This is a genomic window from Mitsuaria sp. TWR114 (assembly GCF_007997345.1).
The window spans coordinates 1-16,264 of the sequence record NZ_VOSR01000005.1; the positions used below are offsets into that span (position 1 = coordinate 1).

Annotated in this window: 14 protein-coding genes and 1 pseudogene; 4 read left to right on the top strand and 11 right to left on the bottom strand. The window is 68.1% G+C overall.

Annotated features, from left to right (window positions below; genetic code table 11):
- The 10 genes from FUT87_RS00255 to minC form a co-directional block, all read right to left on the bottom strand.
- Positions 1 to 402, bottom strand: a 402-nt coding sequence (locus tag FUT87_RS00255; protein WP_147239705.1) for a hypothetical protein, incomplete at its 3' end; no start/stop codon positions are given.
- A 190-nt stretch (positions 403 to 592) separates the two neighbouring features.
- Positions 593 to 1,333: an ABC transporter ATP-binding protein gene (locus tag FUT87_RS00260; RefSeq protein WP_091725019.1), complete on the bottom strand. Its 741-nt coding sequence runs from the start codon at positions 1,331 to 1,333 to the stop codon at positions 593 to 595.
- A gap of 32 nt (positions 1,334 to 1,365) precedes the next feature.
- Positions 1,366 to 2,157 (bottom strand): ABC transporter ATP-binding protein, encoded by a 792-nt coding sequence (locus FUT87_RS00265; protein WP_255511594.1) that lies wholly within the window; start codon positions 2,155 to 2,157, stop codon positions 1,366 to 1,368.
- Complete coding sequence (locus FUT87_RS00270; RefSeq protein ID WP_147239706.1) at positions 2,154 to 3,530, bottom strand: branched-chain amino acid ABC transporter permease; 1,377 nt, start codon at positions 3,528 to 3,530, stop codon at positions 2,154 to 2,156. The genes FUT87_RS00265 and FUT87_RS00270 overlap by 4 nt, the downstream gene beginning before the upstream one ends.
- 15 nt (positions 3,531 to 3,545) lie before the next feature.
- Complete coding sequence (locus FUT87_RS00275) at positions 3,546 to 4,490, bottom strand: branched-chain amino acid ABC transporter permease (RefSeq protein WP_221211005.1); 945 nt, start codon at positions 4,488 to 4,490, stop codon at positions 3,546 to 3,548.
- 216 nt (positions 4,491 to 4,706) lie between these two features.
- The gene (locus FUT87_RS00280; protein ID WP_147239707.1) at positions 4,707 to 5,966 is read right to left on the bottom strand and encodes a branched-chain amino acid ABC transporter substrate-binding protein; all 1,260 of its coding nucleotides are present in this window, start codon (positions 5,964 to 5,966) and stop codon (positions 4,707 to 4,709) included.
- A gap of 218 nt (positions 5,967 to 6,184) precedes the next feature.
- Complete coding sequence (locus FUT87_RS00285) at positions 6,185 to 7,855, bottom strand: 3-(methylthio)propionyl-CoA ligase (RefSeq protein WP_147239708.1); 1,671 nt, start codon at positions 7,853 to 7,855, stop codon at positions 6,185 to 6,187.
- A 132-nt stretch (positions 7,856 to 7,987) separates the two neighbouring features.
- Complete coding sequence (gene minE / locus FUT87_RS00290) at positions 7,988 to 8,251, bottom strand: cell division topological specificity factor MinE (protein WP_091722568.1); 264 nt, start codon at positions 8,249 to 8,251, stop codon at positions 7,988 to 7,990.
- 18 nt (positions 8,252 to 8,269) lie between these two features.
- The gene (minD, locus tag FUT87_RS00295) at positions 8,270 to 9,082 is read right to left on the bottom strand and encodes a septum site-determining protein MinD (RefSeq protein ID WP_091722564.1); all 813 of its coding nucleotides are present in this window, start codon (positions 9,080 to 9,082) and stop codon (positions 8,270 to 8,272) included.
- A 131-nt stretch (positions 9,083 to 9,213) separates the two neighbouring features.
- A complete protein-coding gene (gene minC / locus FUT87_RS00300; RefSeq protein WP_147239709.1) occupies positions 9,214 to 10,182 on the bottom strand; it encodes a septum site-determining protein MinC in 969 nt (322 codons plus the stop codon).
- A 923-nt stretch (positions 10,183 to 11,105) separates the two neighbouring features.
- Here minC and FUT87_RS00305 point away from each other — a divergent pair.
- The 4 genes and pseudogenes from FUT87_RS00305 to FUT87_RS00320 all read left to right on the top strand — a co-directional run bounded on the left by FUT87_RS00305 (position 11,106) and on the right by FUT87_RS00320 (position 15,406).
- Entirely contained in the window at positions 11,106 to 12,089 is a 984-nt protein-coding gene (locus FUT87_RS00305; RefSeq protein ID WP_147239710.1) for a bile acid:sodium symporter family protein, read from the top strand.
- Between the two features lie 79 nt (positions 12,090 to 12,168).
- On the top strand, positions 12,169 to 14,214 hold the full coding sequence (gene metG / locus FUT87_RS00310) for a methionine--tRNA ligase (protein WP_147239711.1): 2,046 nt from the start codon (positions 12,169 to 12,171) through the stop codon (positions 14,212 to 14,214).
- 70 nt (positions 14,215 to 14,284) lie between these two features.
- Entirely contained in the window at positions 14,285 to 14,488 is a 204-nt protein-coding gene (locus tag FUT87_RS00315; RefSeq protein ID WP_091722552.1) for a DUF3460 family protein, read from the top strand.
- Positions 14,489 to 14,531: 43 nt separating this feature from the next.
- Positions 14,532 to 15,406: pseudogene (locus FUT87_RS00320) on the top strand (segregation and condensation protein A).
- A 104-nt stretch (positions 15,407 to 15,510) separates the two neighbouring features.
- Here FUT87_RS00320 and FUT87_RS00325 read toward each other — a convergent pair.
- Positions 15,511 to 16,254: a response regulator transcription factor gene (locus FUT87_RS00325; RefSeq protein ID WP_091722549.1), complete on the bottom strand. Its 744-nt coding sequence runs from the start codon at positions 16,252 to 16,254 to the stop codon at positions 15,511 to 15,513.
- Positions 16,255 to 16,264: the final 10 nt, after the last annotated feature.

The window sequence follows — 16,264 nt, forward strand, 5'->3', positions numbered from 1 at the left end:
CTCGAAGCGCTCGGCATGCGTGAGCGGGGTGGCCGAGGCAGTCGCCGCCGCATCCGACGCCACGTCCGCCACCACGTTTGGGCGCGCCACGGCGCCCACGGACAGCGGCGCATGCGCGCTGATCGGCGCCAACATCGAGTCGCCGCTGTCGATGGGCAACGGACGGCTCGCCGCGAACTGCGTCTTGCGCCGCATGTGCTCCATCGTGAGGCGAAGCTCCAGCATCTCCATCTGCAGCTTCTCGATCTGCCGGCGCGCCTGGCCGACCTGCTCCTCGATCTGCCGGCGCGAAGCCTGCAGCTGATCGATCAGCGCCCGGGCCGTCCGCAGCTTGCGTCCCCACCATGCGCTCGCGATCGCCGCCCCCACTCCCGCGCCGGCCAGCGCGCCGGCCGCCAGCATCCAAGGCTGCAACAAGTTCATGGAGGGATCCCGCTCGTGTGATTCGCGCCGTCACTGTAGGGCGGCAGGCGCGCGAAGCCTTCACCAGGAGCGGGCATTTTTCACCGGATCGCGGGCCGCGTCGCCCGCCGGTGACTGGTCCGTCACGCCGTCGACATGGTGTCGTGACGGATGTAACCGGCGGCCGGCCTCAGACCTCCAGCCACTCCTTGCGGACGTAGGCGTTGGCGCGCAGGTCGGCGGGCGTGCCCTCGAAGACGATGCGGCCGTGGCCCATCACGTAGCAGCGCTCGGAGATCTCCAGCGCGATGGCCAGCTTCTGCTCGACCAGCAGCACCGAGACGCCGCGCCGCTTGAGCTCCTTCAGGTACTCGGCCACCAGCTCGACGATCTTGGGCGCCAGGCCCTCGGTCGGCTCGTCGATCATGATCAGGTCGGGGTCGCCCATCAGCGTGCGGCACAGCGTCAGCATCTGCTGCTCGCCGCCGGACAGCACACCGGCCTCGGTGTGCTGGCGCTCCTTCAGGCGCGGGAACATCGCGTACATGTCGTCGAAGCTCCAGCGCGGCGCGGCCCCCTTGCGCCGGCCCTTCTCGCCGAGCATCAGGTTCTGGTGCACGGTGAGCTTGGGGAAGATGTCGCGGTTCTCCGGCACGTAGCCGATGCCGCGATGCGCGATCTCGTAGGCCTTGCGGCCCAGCAGCTCCTGGCCGCCCCAGGCGATCGCGCCGGTGCCGTCGACCTGGCCCATGATGGTCTTGACCGTCGTCGAGCGCCCCGAGCCGTTGCGTCCCAGCAGGCTGACGATCTCGCCGGGACGCACCTCCATCGTCACGCCGTGCAGCACATGGCTCTTGCCGTAGAAGGCATGGACGTTGTCCAGCCGCAGCGCGCGCGTGCCGGCGGCCGGCGTGGCGCCCGCGGCGCGCATCGCGCCGACGTTGGTGTCATGGAGGGCGGCGCTCATGCATGGGCTCCCGCGGCCTGCGATTCGGCCAGCACCGATCCCAGGTAGGCCTCCTGGACACGCGTGTTGGCGCGCACCGCGTCGGGCGTGTCGAAGGCGATCACCTCGCCGTAGACCAGCACCGCGATCTTGTCGGCCAGGCCGAAGACCACGCCCATGTCGTGCTCCACCGTCAGCAGCGTGCGGCCCTCGGTGACCTGGCGGATCAGCTGGATGAAGCGTTTGGTCTCGCTCTTGCTCATGCCGGCGGTGGGCTCGTCCAGCAGGATCACCTGCGCGCCGCCGGCGATGGTGATGCCGATCTCCAGCGCGCGCGCCTCGGCATAGGTCAGGTTGATCGCGGGCACGTCGCGCTTCTTGTCCAGGTGCAGCATCTCCAGCAGTTCCTCGACGCGGTCGTTGACGTCGTCCATGCCGGCCAGGAACTTCCAGAACGCGTACTTGTGGCCCATCGACCAGAGCAGCGCGCAGCGGATGTTCTCGAACACCGACAGCCGCGTGAACAGGTTGGACACCTGGAAGCTGCGCGACAGGCCGCGGCGGTTGATCTTGTAGGGCGGCAGCTGGTCGATGCGCTCGCCGAAGAGCCGGATCTCGCCGCTGGTGGGCGCGAAGCGGCCGCTGATGAGGTTGAACAGCGTGGACTTGCCCGCGCCGTTGGGGCCGATGATCGCGACCCGCTCGCCGGGTTTCACCGCGAGGTCGGCACCGCGGATGATCTCGCTCTTGCCGAAGCTCTTGCGCACGGCCTGCAGCTCCAGCGCGTAGGGGATGTTGGCGGTGCTCACAGGCTTTCCCTCCGCTTGATTTCTTTCTCGATCTCCTCCTGCGCCCGGTCCCACTCGGCGCGGAACTGGCGGCGCAGCAGCTCGAAGAGCCCCAGCCCGGTCAGCAGCACGAAGCCGGCACCGAACCACGACTCGACGCTCTTGGCATCGAGCGCCAGGCCCAGGTACTTCATCTGCGGGCCGAGCGCCTCGTTGAGCTGCAGGTGGTAGAGCATCTCCACCATCGCCGAGCCGCCCAGCAGCATCGTCGCCGCGGCGCCGGCCAGGCCCAGGTAGGACGGCCACAGCGCGCGCAGCTTGCCGAAGGCGGCCAGGCGCAGGTTCATCATGATCAGCGAGGCGATGCCGCCCGGCGCGTACATCACCATGAACAGGAAAACCAGGCCGAGGTACAGCAGCCAGGCCTTGGTCAGCTCCGACAGCAGCACCAGCGCCACCACCATCAGTACCGCGCCGATGATGGGCCCGAAGAAGAAGGTCGCCCCGCCCAGGAAGGTGAACAGCAGGTAGGCACCCGAGCGCGCGGCGCCGACGACCTCGGCGGTGACGATCTCGAAGTTCAGCGCCGACAGCCCGCCCGACACGCCGGCGAAGAAACCCGCGATCAGGAAGGCCAGGAAGCGCACCCACTGCGTGTCGTAGCCGATGAACTCGACGCGCTCGGGGTTGTCGCGCACCGCGTTGAGCATGCGGCCCAGCGGCGTGCGGGTGAGCGCGTACAGCAGCGCGGTGCAGACGAAGGCGTAGACCGCGATCAGGTAGTACACCTGGATCTGCGGCCCGAAGCTGATGCCCCAGACCGCCTTGCCCACGACGCGGTTGGAGGAGACGCCGCCCTCGCCGCCGAAGAACTCCGGCAGCATCAGCGACATCGACCAGATCAGCTCGCCCAGGCCCAGCGTGATCATCGCGAAGGGCGTGCCCGACTTCTTCGTCGACACGTAGCCGAACAGCGCCGCGAAGAAGAGCCCCGCCAGGCCGCCGACCAGCGGCACCAGGCTGACCGGCAGCGCGAGCTGGCCCGCGCCGACGACGTTGAGCGTGTGGATCGCCAGGTAGGCGCCCAGCCCGCTGTAGACCGCGTGGCCGAAGCTGAGCATGCCGCCCTGCCCCAGCAGCAGGTTGTAGGACAGGCACGCGATGATCGCGATGCCCATCTGCGACAGCATGGTCTGCGCCAGGCTGCTGGTCCACAGCAGCGGCGCCACCAGCAGCGCCAGCGCGTAGGCGCCCCAGATCAGCCAGCGGCCGACGTTGTGGGGCTTGAAGTGGTAGGTCTCGCCGCGCCGGGCACGCGGCGGGCGGCCCTGGGCGCGGGCCTCGCCCGGGGCGGCGCCGGACGGCACGGCGGGCGAGGCGGAGGAGGAAGGCATGACGGCGGACATCGATCAGCCCTCCCGGGTGCCGAGCAGGCCCTTGGGCCGGAAGATGAGGATCAGGACCATCAGCAGGTAGGGCAGGATGGGCGCGACCTGGGCCAGCGTGAGCTTGAGCAGCGGGTAGCCGAAGGTGTCGGGGCCGAGCTGGAAGGCCTGGGCGAGCGACACGTCGACGGTCAGCGGCAGCGTCTGCAGCAGCCCGATGACGAGGGAGGCGACGAAGGCGCCGGCCAGCGAGCCGATGCCGCCGACCACGACCACCACGAAGATGATGGAGCCGACGATCACCGCCATCGCGGGCTCGGTGACGAAGGTGATGCCGCCGATGACGCCGGCCAGCGCGGCCAGCGCGCAGCCGCTGCCGAACACCAGCATGAACACGCGCGGCACGTTGTGGCCCAGGGCCTCGACCATCTCCGGATGGGTGAGCGCCGCCTGGATGACCAGCCCGATGCGGGTGCGGGTCAGCAGCAGCCACAGCGACAGCAGCATGAACAGCGCCACCACCATCATGAAGGCGCGGGTGAGCGGGAACTTGGAACAGCTGGCGGCGGCGCACAGCGCGGCCGGCGCGTCGCCCCAGGCGAGTTCCAGGGCCTGGCCCGGGGCATGGATCAGGGTGAAGGCGGCGCCCTGCAGCGAGGGCGGCGGCGAGAACGGCACGGCGGTGCGGCCCCAGATCAGCTGCACCACCTCGAGCACGACGTAGGACAGGCCGAAGGTGATCAGCAGTTCGGGGACGTGGCCGAATTTGTGGACGCGCCGCAGCGCGCCGCGTTCGAACAGGGCGCCGCAGCCGCCGACCAGCAGCGGCGCGATCAGCAGCGCGGGCCAGAAGCCGATCCACCCGGCGATCGAGTACGCGAAGTAGGCGCCCAGCATGTAGAAGCTGGCGTGGGCGAAGTTGAGCACGCCCATCATGCTGAAGATCAGCGTCAGGCCGGAGCTCAGCATGAACAGCAGCAGTCCGGAGGACAGGCCGTTGAGGAGGTTGATCAGGATCTGTTCCACGTCGTTGTGCTCAGGACTTCGATGCGTTGGCCGCGCTGATGACGGAGGGCGCGGTAGCTGCGCGGACCGGTCCCGGGCCGGCAGTGCTCGCCGTACGTTCACGTACGGCTGCGCGCTTCAACCCGGTCCCGGCCCGCTCGCGACGGGAGGCGGAGCGCCTTACGACGGTCGCTTCATCTGGCAGCTGGTGGGCGTGCTGCTGACGAAGGGATCGAAGGTCTTGACCGGGGCGAAGTTGTAGCCGGTGTTCTCGACGCTGTAGGGGCGCTTGGCGTCGGCCTTCTGCCAGACGGTCAGGAACAGGGTCTGCTGCAGTTGGTGGTCGGTCTTGCGCATCTCCACGTCGCCGTTGAAGGACTTGAACTTCAGCCCTTCCAGCGCCGCCGCGACCTTCACCGGATCGGTGCTCTTGGCCTTGGCCATCGCCGTGCTCAACGCGGTATAGATGTGGATGACGCTGCCGGTGTAGAAGTCGTCGTTGAACTTGGCCTTGTACTCGTTGGCCCACTTCTCGGGCTCGCCGCCCAGGCTGTTGTGGTTGTACGAGATCTGGAACACGCGCCCCGCGCCCGCCGCGCCCATCGCCGTGGGCGTGCCGGTCACGCCGGCGTAGTAGGTGTAGAACTTGCCGGTGTAGCCGGCCTCGTTGGCGGCCTTGACCAGCAGCGCCAGGTCCGAGCCCCAGTTGCCGGTGATCACCGAATCCGCGCCGCTGGCCTTGATCTTGGCGACATAGGGCGCGAAGTCGCGCACCTGGGCCAGCGGGTGCAGGTCCTCGCCGACGATCTGCACGTCCGGGCGCTTCTTGGCCAGCCCTTCCTTCGCGTACTTGGCAACCTGATGGCCGTGCGCGTAGTTCTGGTTGAGCAGGTAGACCTTCTTGATGTCGGGCTGGTCCTTCATGAAGGTGGTCAGCGCCTCCATCTTCATCGACGTGTCGGCGTCGAAGCGGAAGTGCCAGTAGCTGCACTTGCTGTTGGTGAGGTCCGGATCCACCGCCGAGTGGTTGAGGTAGACGACCTCCTTGCCGGGATTGCGCTCGTTGTGTTTGTTGACCGCGTCGATGATCGCCAGCGCCGCGCCCGAGCCGTTGCCCTGCGTCACGTAGCGCACGCCCTGGTCGATCGCGGACTTCAGCGCGTTGAGCGACTCGGCGGGGCTGAGCTTGTTGTCGATCGGGATGATCTCGAACTTCACGCCGGCGGGGTTGTTGGCGTTGAACTTCTCGGCGAAGAACTGGAAGGACTTCACCTGGTTCTGGCCCACCGGCGCCATCAGGCCGGACAGCGGGTCGATCCAGGCGATCTTCACCGTCTCGCCCTTCTGCGCGTAGGCGCCGGCGGCGGCCGTCAGGGCGAATGCGGCGAGGGCCAGGGGCCGTGCCAGCGAGGGGATCGGACGCGTGCTGTGCTTGCTCATGCTTGTCTCCTGATGTGGTTGTGATGCAAGGCGATCGGAAGCAACGGGGTACGGCGTGGTACGGCCTGGTACAGCGGGAAGCGGCGGACTGCTGGGAACTGCGGTGAAGGGAAACCGGGGCGGCGGAACTCCTGCGTCAGCGGATCGATGCGCGGTGGGGCCTGGGAAGCGCGGGCCCTCGGGATGGGATCGCCAGGCGGCGGACCGTCGCGGCGGCCTCAGCCGCCCGGCAACTTGTGGCCCTTGAACTGCTCGCGCAACTTGAGCTTGAGCATCTTGCCGGTGGCCGTGTGCGGGATCTCGTCGACGAAGACGACGTCGTCAGGCACCTGCCACTTGGCGATCCGGCCCTCGTAGAAGCCCAGCACCGACTCACGCGTCAGCGCCGCGCCGGCGTCGCCGGGTTTGCGCACCACCACCAGCAGCGGTCGCTCGTCCCACTTGGGATGCGGCACGGCGATGACGGCGGCCTCGTGGATCGCCGGATGCGCCATCGCGATGTTCTCGACGTCGATCGAGCTGATCCATTCGCCGCCGGACTTGATCACGTCCTTGCTGCGGTCGGTGATCTGCATGAAGCCGTCGGCATCGATGGCGGCGACGTCGCCGGTCGGGAACCACAGGCCGGCGTCGCGGCCGTCCTCGCCGGTGACGCGGAGCAGCGGCGAGTCCGCGTGGCCGAAGTAGCTGTCGATGACCCAGGGCCCGCGCACGACCAGGTTGCCCGAGGTCTTGCCGTCCCAGGGCAAGGCCTTGCCGGCGTCGTCGACGACCGCCATGTCCACGCCGTAGATCGCCTTGCCCTGCTTCTCCAGCAGGTGGCGCTGCTGCTCCTGGGGCAGCTTCAATTGCTGGCTGCCGAGCCGCGACAGCGTGCCCAGCGGCGACATCTCGGTCATGCCCCAGGCGTGGATCACCTCCACGCCGTAGTCGTCCATCAGCGTGCGCAGCATCGCCGGCGGGCAGGCCGAGCCGCCGATCACGGTGCGCTTGAAGCTCGAGAACTTCAGCCCGTTGGCGCCGACGTAGTTGAGCAGCCCCAGCCACACCGTCGGCACGCCGGCGCTGAAGCTCACCTGCTCGGACTCGAAGAGCTCGTAGAGCGACTTGCCGTCCAGGTGCGGCCCGGGCAGCACCAGCTTGCAGCCCACCAGCGCGGTGCTGTAGGGCAGGCCCCAGGCGTTCACATGGAACATGGGCACCACCGGCAGGATCACGTCGCGGCGCGAGCAGGCCATCGCGTCGGGCAGCGCCGCGCCATAGGCATGCAGGACCGAACTGCGGTGGCTGTAGACGGCGCCCTTGGGATGGCCGGTCGTGCCGCTCGTGTAGCAGATGCTGGACGCGGTGTTCTCGTCGAACTCGGGCCAGACGTAGCGGCCGTCCTCGGCCTCGACCAGGTCCTCGTAGCAGCGCAGGTCGGGGATGGACGACTCCACCGGCATGTGGGCGCGGTCCGTCATCAGGATGAAGTGGCGGACCTGGCCGAGCTGCGGCGCGAGCTTCTCGACCAGCGGCAGGAAGCTCAGGTCGAAGCACAGGGCGCGGTCGGCGGCGTCGTTGGCGATCCAGGCGATCTGCTCGGGGAACAGGCGCGGATTGATGGTGTGGCAGACCAGGCCCGAGCCGGAGGTGCCGTAGTAGAGCTCGAGGTGGCGGTGGCCGTTCCAGGCCAGCGTGCCGACGCGGTCGCCGGGCGCCAGCCCCAGCCGCGCGAAGGCCTGCGCGAGCTGGCGGGCCCGGAACTCGACCGCCGCCCAGGTGGTGCGGTGCAGGTCGCCCTCGACCCGCTTGCTGACGATCTCGGTATCCCCGGAATGCCGCGCCGCGTGCTGGATCACCGACGAGATCAGCAGCGGCATCGACATCATCTGGCCCATCAGTGCCATGTCGTCTCCTGGATATTGTTGTCGGCTGTCCAGGTCAGTCTATCGACGGCTCCGGGCGCCTCGCGTCACCCTAGTGACGCGAGGCGGATTCCGGCATAGGGGATTACACGGGCGCTGCCGCGGGTCCCCCGATCAGGCCTTGCGGATCTCCGGCAGCTCGATCTTGACCTCGAGCACCTCGAGGTCGTCCTGCCGCTCCATGTGGACCTTGATGTCGTCCGGATTGATGGAGACGTACTTCGAGATCACCGCCAGCAGCTCGCGCTGCAGCTGCGGCAGGTAGTCGGGGCTCGCGCCGCGACCATTGCGTTCATGGGCGAGGATCAGCTGCAGGCGCTCCTTGGCGACGCTGGCGGTGCTTTTCTTCTCGCCCAGGAAGAAGGACATGAATCCCATGGTTTCTCCCGGTGGATGTCAGCGGCTGAACAGGCGCTTGAAGAAGCCCGGCTTGACGGCCTCGACGAAGCGCATCGGCTTGTCCTCGCCGAGGAAGCGCGCGATGACGTCCGAGTAGGCCTCGGCCACATCGGTGCCCTTCATGTGGATCGCCGGCAGGCCCTGGTTGGACGCCTGCAGCACGACCTCGCTCTCCGGGATCACGCCGATCAGCGGCGTGCGCAGGATCTCGTGGATGTCCTCCAGCGACAGCATCTGCCCGCCCTCGACCCGGTTGGGGTTGTAGCGGGTGATCAACAGGTGTTCCTTGACGGGCTCCTTGCCCTCGATCGCGCGCTTGGTCTTGCTGTTGAGCATGCCCAGGATGCGATCGCTGTCGCGCACCGAGGAGACCTCGGGGTTGGTCACCACCAGCGCCTCGTCGGCGTAGTGCATGGCCATCAGCGCGCCGGTCTCGATGCCGGCCGGCGAGTCGCAGACGATGTAGTCGAACTCCATCGCCTTGAGCTCCTCCAGCACGCGCTCGACACCCTCCTGCTTGAGCGCGTCCTTGTCGCGCGTCTGCGAGGCCGCGAGGATGAACAGCTTGTCCAGCTGCTTGTCCTTGATCAGCGCCTGGCCGAGCTTGACCTCCTCGTTGATCACGTTGATCAGGTCGTAGACCACGCGGCGCTCGCAACCCATGATCAGGTCGAGGTTGCGCAGGCCGACGTCGAAGTCGATCACCGCGGTCTTGTAGCCGCGCATCGCGAGGCCGGTGGCGAAGCTGGCGCTGGTCGTGGTCTTGCCCACGCCGCCCTTGCCGGAGGTCACCACAACGATCTTGGTCATGGGTCGAGGTCCTTTCAATGTGTCGGTCGCTGTCGTCGCAGCTCAAGCGTCATCGGTGCGGCGGTCGCGGGGACCGCCGCCCATGTCGGGGGAAATCAAGGGGGCCGCAAGCGGCTGGCGCCCGGGATGGTTCATGCGCCCAGCGGCTCCATCAGGAGCTTCTCGCCGTCGAGCCGGACCTGCGCCGCCTTGCCGCGCACGTTGTCGGGCAGCGGGTTCTCGCTGGTGCGGTAGATGCCGGCGATGGCGATCAGCTCGGCCTCGAGCTGCTGCGCGAAGATCCGAGCCTGCGCGTTGCCGCGCGCGCCCGCGATCGCCTTGCCGCGCAGCGGCGCGTAGACGTGGATGCTGCCGTCGGCGATGACCTCGGCGCCGTGGTTCACCGCCGCCAGCACGACCAGGTCGGCGCCCTTGGCGTAGACCTGCTGGCCCGAGCGCAGCGGTTTGTCGACGTAGACGGTCGGCGCGGCCTGCGCGGGCACCGCCACCTCGACCTGGCGCTCGACCACCACTTCCTTGACGACCTGCTGCACGACCTTCTGCACCCGCGGCTCGCGTTCGGCGCGCACCGGCTCGTCGGGCGCCTCGGCCAGGCCCAGCCCAGCCGCCTGCGCCAGTTCCGCCGCGTTGGCGCCGACCACGCCGACCGGCTGCAGCCGGTGGCGGCGCAGCAGCGGCAGCAGCGCGGCGAGGTCCACGCGCGCAACCGGGGTGGTCGACGGGGTGGTCGACGGGGCGTCGGCGGGCGACTCGGTCGCGGCGTCGTCCAGGCTCAACTGGCCTTGGGCCTCGCTCGCGGCGGTGCTGGCCTCCTCGGCGCCGACCACGGCTTCGGCCACGCTGTCAGCCACGGGCGCCGATCGGGTCTCGGCCGCGTCGATCGCCGGCAGCTGGCTCAGGTCCAGCAGCAAGGGGTCGTGATGGAAGGCGTCGGGCGTTTCGCCCAGCTTCGCGGTCAGCTCCTGGTCGAGCGCGGCCGGGTCGGCCGTCTTCAGGACGAGGGCGAGCAGGCTCAGCGAGGCGCTCTTCAGTTCAAAAAGTTCCGGAGTCTTGCCGGCGGCCGACCGCCCCGACAGATTGCCCGCCACTGCCTGCGTCATGAAAAATTTGGGGGATGCGTTTGCAAAGTCGCGGATTTTAGCGGTGCGCCGAGGCCCTCCTTTTAGGGGCCTGCCCAGGCTGCATCGGCCCGCGAGCCGTCATGCGGGCTTCAGCCGCTGTCATCCGGCGCCGCGCGCGCTGTCACATCGGGTCGACGCTGCCTCGATTTCGAGCAGACCACTGAAACACCACGTGTGACAAGCACTTGCAAGCGCCGTCGCCAGGAGACACACATGCTTGTCCACAGGAGGCGGGGATAGATCCCTCCTCCGGCGGAGGCCGATGGCGACTGGCGGGTCGCTTCTTCCAGCGTCACCGACGTGTTGTCAACCCAAAAATCGTGGATGCGGGGCTTGACTTATCCCCATTGAGGCGCTCTCGCGATTCGTCGAACCGTCCTGCTGCGGCGCAGCAGACACGACCGGCCAGCCGCGGCTAAGCCATTGATTCATATGACGCGTTTTCGCCTGCCCAGAAAAGAGGCACGGAACCTCAGGCGACCGTCGATCAAGGGTTTAGAGCGCTCGCGGAGGGGTTTCCCACAAAGTTATCCACAGCGCCGGTGGATAGTTTCCAGGGGTCTTTCAAATCAACGCCTTAGCGGGAGTCCTTGAACCGGCGGACGAGGTCCGACACCCCACCGGCGAGGGATCCGCGGGGCGGACCGGACCGCAAATGGGCGTGGCGCCGTTACAAGTCCATCGGTCCAGTTCGCGCCGCGCCCGATCGTGTCGTGCGATTGCCGTCATGAACGCACCGGCTTGCGTCACGAATCCGACATCCGGGGCGCCCAGCGTTCGGGCGGGCAGAGAAATCGGCCGCCGAGCCAGCCTGAAGACAGGTGGGCAAGCTGCGGTCCCGCTAGAGTCCCTGTTTTCCCCATTGGGGACGACAGGCCGGCCGCGCCGGTGAAAGGTTGGGAATGGGCATCCGGTCCTGGGTCCGAAAGGAATGGTTCCTGCTGGCGCTGGTCGGCGCGGTGGCGCTCGCCAGCGCCTGGCCGGAACTGGGCCGCAGCGGCGGCTGGTTGCGGCTGGAGGTCGTCAGCAACTGGGGCGTGGCGCTGGTGTTCTTCCTGACCGGCCTCGGACTGTCCACCGCCGCGCTGCGCGACGGCGCGCTCAAGTGGCGCGTCCATGTGCTGGTGCAACTGAGCACCTACGCGCTCTTCCCGCTGCTGTGGTGGGGCTTCACCGCCCTGTTCGGCCGCTGGCTGCCGCCCGACCTGGCGCTGGGCTTCGCCTACCTGTGCGCGCTGCCGTCGACGATCTCGTCCTCGGTCGCGATGACGGTGCTGGCCAAGGGCAACGTGCCGGCCGCGATCTTCAACGCCAGCGTCTCCAGCCTGCTGGGCATCGTGCTCACGCCGCTGCTGGTGGCGGTGATGGCGGGCACCAGCGGCGCGACGCTGCCCTTCGGCGAGGCGGTCTGGAAGCTCACCCAGCTGCTGCTGCTCCCGCTGGTGGCCGGCCAGTTGCTGCGGCCGCTGCTGCTGGGCTTCCACACGCGCCACAAGTCCCGCATCTCGCTGGTCGACCGCTGGGTGATCATCCTGCTGGTGCTGTCGGCCTTCAGCGACTCGGTCGCGTCGGGCCTGTGGCGCGACCACGGCGCGGAGCTGCTGGTCAAGGCGGCGCTCGGCGCCGCGCTGTTCCTCGGCGCGGTGATCGTGCTGAGCCGCCTGGCGGCGCGCGCGATGGGGCTGCCGGTGGAGGACGAGATCGCCGCGGTCTTCTGCGGTTCCAAGAAGACGCTGGCCTCGGGCGTGCCGATGGCCAAGCTGCTGTTCGGCGCGCATCCGGCGGTGGGCGTGATCGTCCTGCCGATCATGTTCTATCACCAGCTGCAGCTGATCTTGTGCTCATGGCTCGCCCAGCGTTACGCGGCCCGCGCTTCCGACGCCTAAAATCGCCGGTTCCCCCGGACGCCGCCGATTGGGCATTTCGCCCGACTGCGCCCGGCGGGACCACCGCCCCCATCGCGCCATGACACGCAAGCTCTTCGTCACCACCGCCCTTCCCTACGCCAATGCGAACTTCCACATTGGCCACATCATGGAATACACCCAGGCCGACATCTGGGTGCGCTTCCAGCGGATGCAGGGCAGCGAGGTGCACTTCGTCTGCGCCGACGACGCGCACGGCGCGCCGATCATGATCGCCGCGGAAAAGGCGGGCAAGAGCCCGCAGCAGTTCGTGGCCGACATCGCCTCGGGCCGCCAGAAGTACCTGGACGGCTTCCACATCAGCTTCGACAACTGGCACTCCACCGACGGCGCCGAGAACCACGAGCTGTCCAAGGAGATCTACAAGGCGCTGCGCGCCAACGAGCTGATCTCGGTGAAGACCATCGAGCAGTTCTTCGATCCGCAGAAGTCGATGTTCCTGCCCGACCGCTTCATCAAGGGCGAGTGCCCGAAGTGCGGCGCCAAGGACCAGTACGGCGACTCCTGCGAGGTCTGCGGCGCGGTCTACACGCCGACCGAGCTGAAGAACCCGTTCTCGGTGCTGACCGGCGCGACGCCGGTGATGAAGAGCTCGGAGCACTACTTCTTCAAGCTGTCCGACCCGCGCTGCGTCGAGTTCCTCGAGCAGTGGACGCAGGCGCCGGGCCGGCTGCAGCCGGAAGTGCTCAACAAGATCAAGGAATGGTTCGCCAAGGACGAGGACGGCAACGGCGGCCTGGGCGACTGGGACATCAGCCGCGACGCGCCCTACTTCGGCATCGAGATCCCCGACGCGCCGGGCAAATACTTCTACGTCTGGCTGGATGCGCCGATCGGCTACCTGGCCTCGCTGAAGAACTACTTCGCCAAAACCGGCCGCGACTTCGACGCGTTCGTGAAGGACGAGTCGACCGAGCAGATCCACTTCATCGGCAAGGACATCACCTATTTCCACACGCTGTTCTGGCCGGCGATGCTGCATTTCAGCGGCCGCAAGACGCCCAACCATGTGTACGTGCATGGCTTCCTGACCGTCAACGGCGGCGAGAAGATGTCCAAGAGCCGCGGCACCGGCCTGGATCCGCTGAAGTACCTGTCGCTGGGCATGAACCCCGAGTGGCTGCGCTACTACCTGGCCGCCAAGCTCAACAGCAAGGTCGAGGACGTCGACTTCAATCCCGACGACTTCGTCGCCCGCGTCAACTCGGACCTGGTCGGCAAGTACATCAACATCGCCAGCCGCGCGGCGGGGTTCCTGTCCAAGCGCTTCGGCGGCCAGCTGTCGGCCGATGTCGGCGTCGAGGGCCTGACGCTGCTGGACGCCCTGCGCGCGCACAAGGGCACGATCGTCGAACTCTACGAGACCCGCGAGTTCGGCAAGGCGCTGCGCGAGATCATGCTGCTGGCCGACCGCGTCAACGAGTACGTGGACCAGAACAAGCCCTGGGAGCTGGCCAAGCTCGAGGGCAAGGACCAGGTGCTGCAGGACGTCTGCACCGTCTGCATCGAGGCCTTCCGCCTGCTGTCCATCTACCTGAAGCCGGTGCTGCCGGCGCTGGTGGCCAAGGTGGAGACCTTCCTGCAGGTCGCGCCGATGAGCTTCGCCGACGCCGACCGCACGCTGGGCGGCCACCGCATCGGCGGCTACGAGCACCTGATGCAGCGCGTCGACCCGAAGCTGCTGGAGGCGCTGTTCGAGCCGCCCGCGCCGCCCCAGGTCGTGCCCGGTGGCGAGGCGCTCGCGCCCGAGATCAAGATCGACGACTTCGCGAAGGTCGACTTGCGCATCGCGAAGATCGTCAAGGCCGAGCTGGTCGAGGGGTCGGACAAGCTGCTGCGCCTGACGCTGGACGCCGGAGAGGGCCGGCTGCGCAACGTCTTCAGCGGCATCCGCAGCGCCTACCAGCCGGAGCAGCTCGAAGGCAAGCTCACCGTCATGGTCGCGAACCTGGCGCCGCGCAAGATGAAGTTCGGCGTCTCCGAGGGCATGGTGCTGGCCGCCAGCCACGCCGACGAAAAGGCCCACCCCGGCATCTTCGTGCTGGAGCCCTTCCCGGGCGCCCAGCCCGGCATGCGCGTGCGTTGAGCACGGCCTGCGCCGCGACCGACCGCCTAGAATCCGCCCCAGTTTTCGAATCCCCGATCAAGAGACGACCATGCCGCTGTTCTGGAAGAAATACGAATCCGAAGCCACGCAGTTCATCAATGAGCTGAAGGCCAAGAAGCCCACGCTGGAAGCCGAACAGCGCGCCGGCCGCGCGCTGCTGTGGGACCGGGAGCAGGACCGCCAGGCCCAGGCCGGCTACAACCAGGCCCGCGTGTCCCAGCAGCCTTACGTCTACCAGACCAAGTCCGAGTAAGCCGCCGGCCCCGTCCGTCGCCACGCCGAGCCGCGTTCCCCGCGTGAGCCACGCCGACGATTCCTCGGACACCGCCCTGACGCTGCCGGACACCCCGGTGGATCAGGGCGGTGACGCTTCCACGCCCGAGACGGTCGATCACGTCGCCGTCGCGCGGCTGTATGGCGAGCCGCTGTTCGCCTTGCCGCAGGACCTCTACATCCCGCCGGACGCGCTGGAGGTGTTCCTCGAGGCCTTCCAAGGGCCGCTGGACCTGCTGCTGTACCTGATCCGCAAGCAGAACTTCAACATCCTCGACATCCCGCTGGCCGAGGTCACGAAGCAGTATCTGAGCTACGTCGAGCAGCTGCGCAAGCACAACCTCGAGCTGGCCAGCGAATACCTGCTGATGGCCGCGATGCTGATCGAGATCAAGTCGCGGATGCTGCTGCCGCCCAAGAAGACCGATGACGGCGCCGAGCCCGAGGACCCGCGGGCCGAGCTGGTGCGGCGCTGCTCGAGTACGAGCAGATGAAGCAGGCCGCGCTGCGCCTGGACCAGATGCCGGTGCTGGGCCGGGACTTCCTGCGGGCGCAGATCCACATCGAGCAGTCGCTGGCGCCGCGACTGCCGGACGTCAACGTCGACGACCTGCGCGCGGCCTGGGCCGAGCTGATGCGCCGCGCCAAGCTGAGCCAGCACCACAAGATCTCCCGCGAGCAGCTGTCGGTGCGCGAGTACATGTCGCACCTGCTGCGCAAGCTGCAGGGGCAGCGCTTCGTCGAATTCGAGGACCTGTTCGAGCTGGACAAGGGCTCGCAGGTGCTGGTGGTGTCCTTCATCGCGATGCTCGAGCTGGCGCGGGAGCGCCTGGTCGAGATCACGCAGGCCGAGGCCTTCGCGCCGATCTACGTGCGGCTGGCCTACTCGCCGAGCTGAGGGCCGCCGGAGGATCGCCGTCACCGCTGGCGCCGGGTGCCAGCTTCCAGAATGCAGAACGCCGGGACAAGCCCGGCGTTGCGGAGGAGGCGGTCGTGCCGCGTTCAGCGGAAGGTGGTGAACGCCGCGTTGGGCTGGCGCTGCACCATCTGGCCCACCGCCAGCACGGCCTGCGTGCGAGAGCTGACCCCCAGCGCCTTCAGCACCGCGGCGACGTGGTCCTTGATCGTCTCCACCGACACGCCCAGTTCGCGCGCGATGATCTTGTTCGGCTTGCCCTGGAGCAGCAGCGCCAGCACGTCGGTCTGGCGCGGCGTCAGCTGCAGGCTTTCGAGGCCCGCGGTGGTCTGGTAGCCCGCCTGGCTGGCCAGCGCCTGGACCTGGTGCAGCCTCGAGTTGCCGTGCGCCGCGCTCTCGGCGACGGCCACCGGTTCCGGCTCCGGCGCGCTGTCCGAGCCCAGCGACATCGGCGGCACGTAGATACCGCCCGACATCACCAGCTTCAGCGCCTGGGCCAGCACGTCGTTGCCGGTGCGTTTGGGGATGAAGCCCATCGCGCCCTGGTCGATCGCGCGGATCACGTCGCTGGCGCGGTCGGAGGCGGAAATCACCACCACGGGCAGCGCCGGGTACTGGGAGCGGAACTCCTCCAGCACGTCGAAGCCGCTGGCATCGCCCAGGTTCAGGTCCAGCAGCACCAGGTCGAAGTCCTGGCGCGCCTTGAGCGTGTCGCGGGCTTGAGCCGCGCTGTCGGCGCCCAGCACCTGAACGTCTTCGCCCAGACCTTGAATCACAGTCTGGAGCGCGGCCAGGATCAGCGGGTGATCGTCGATCAGCAGAACCCTCACGGGCGTGTCT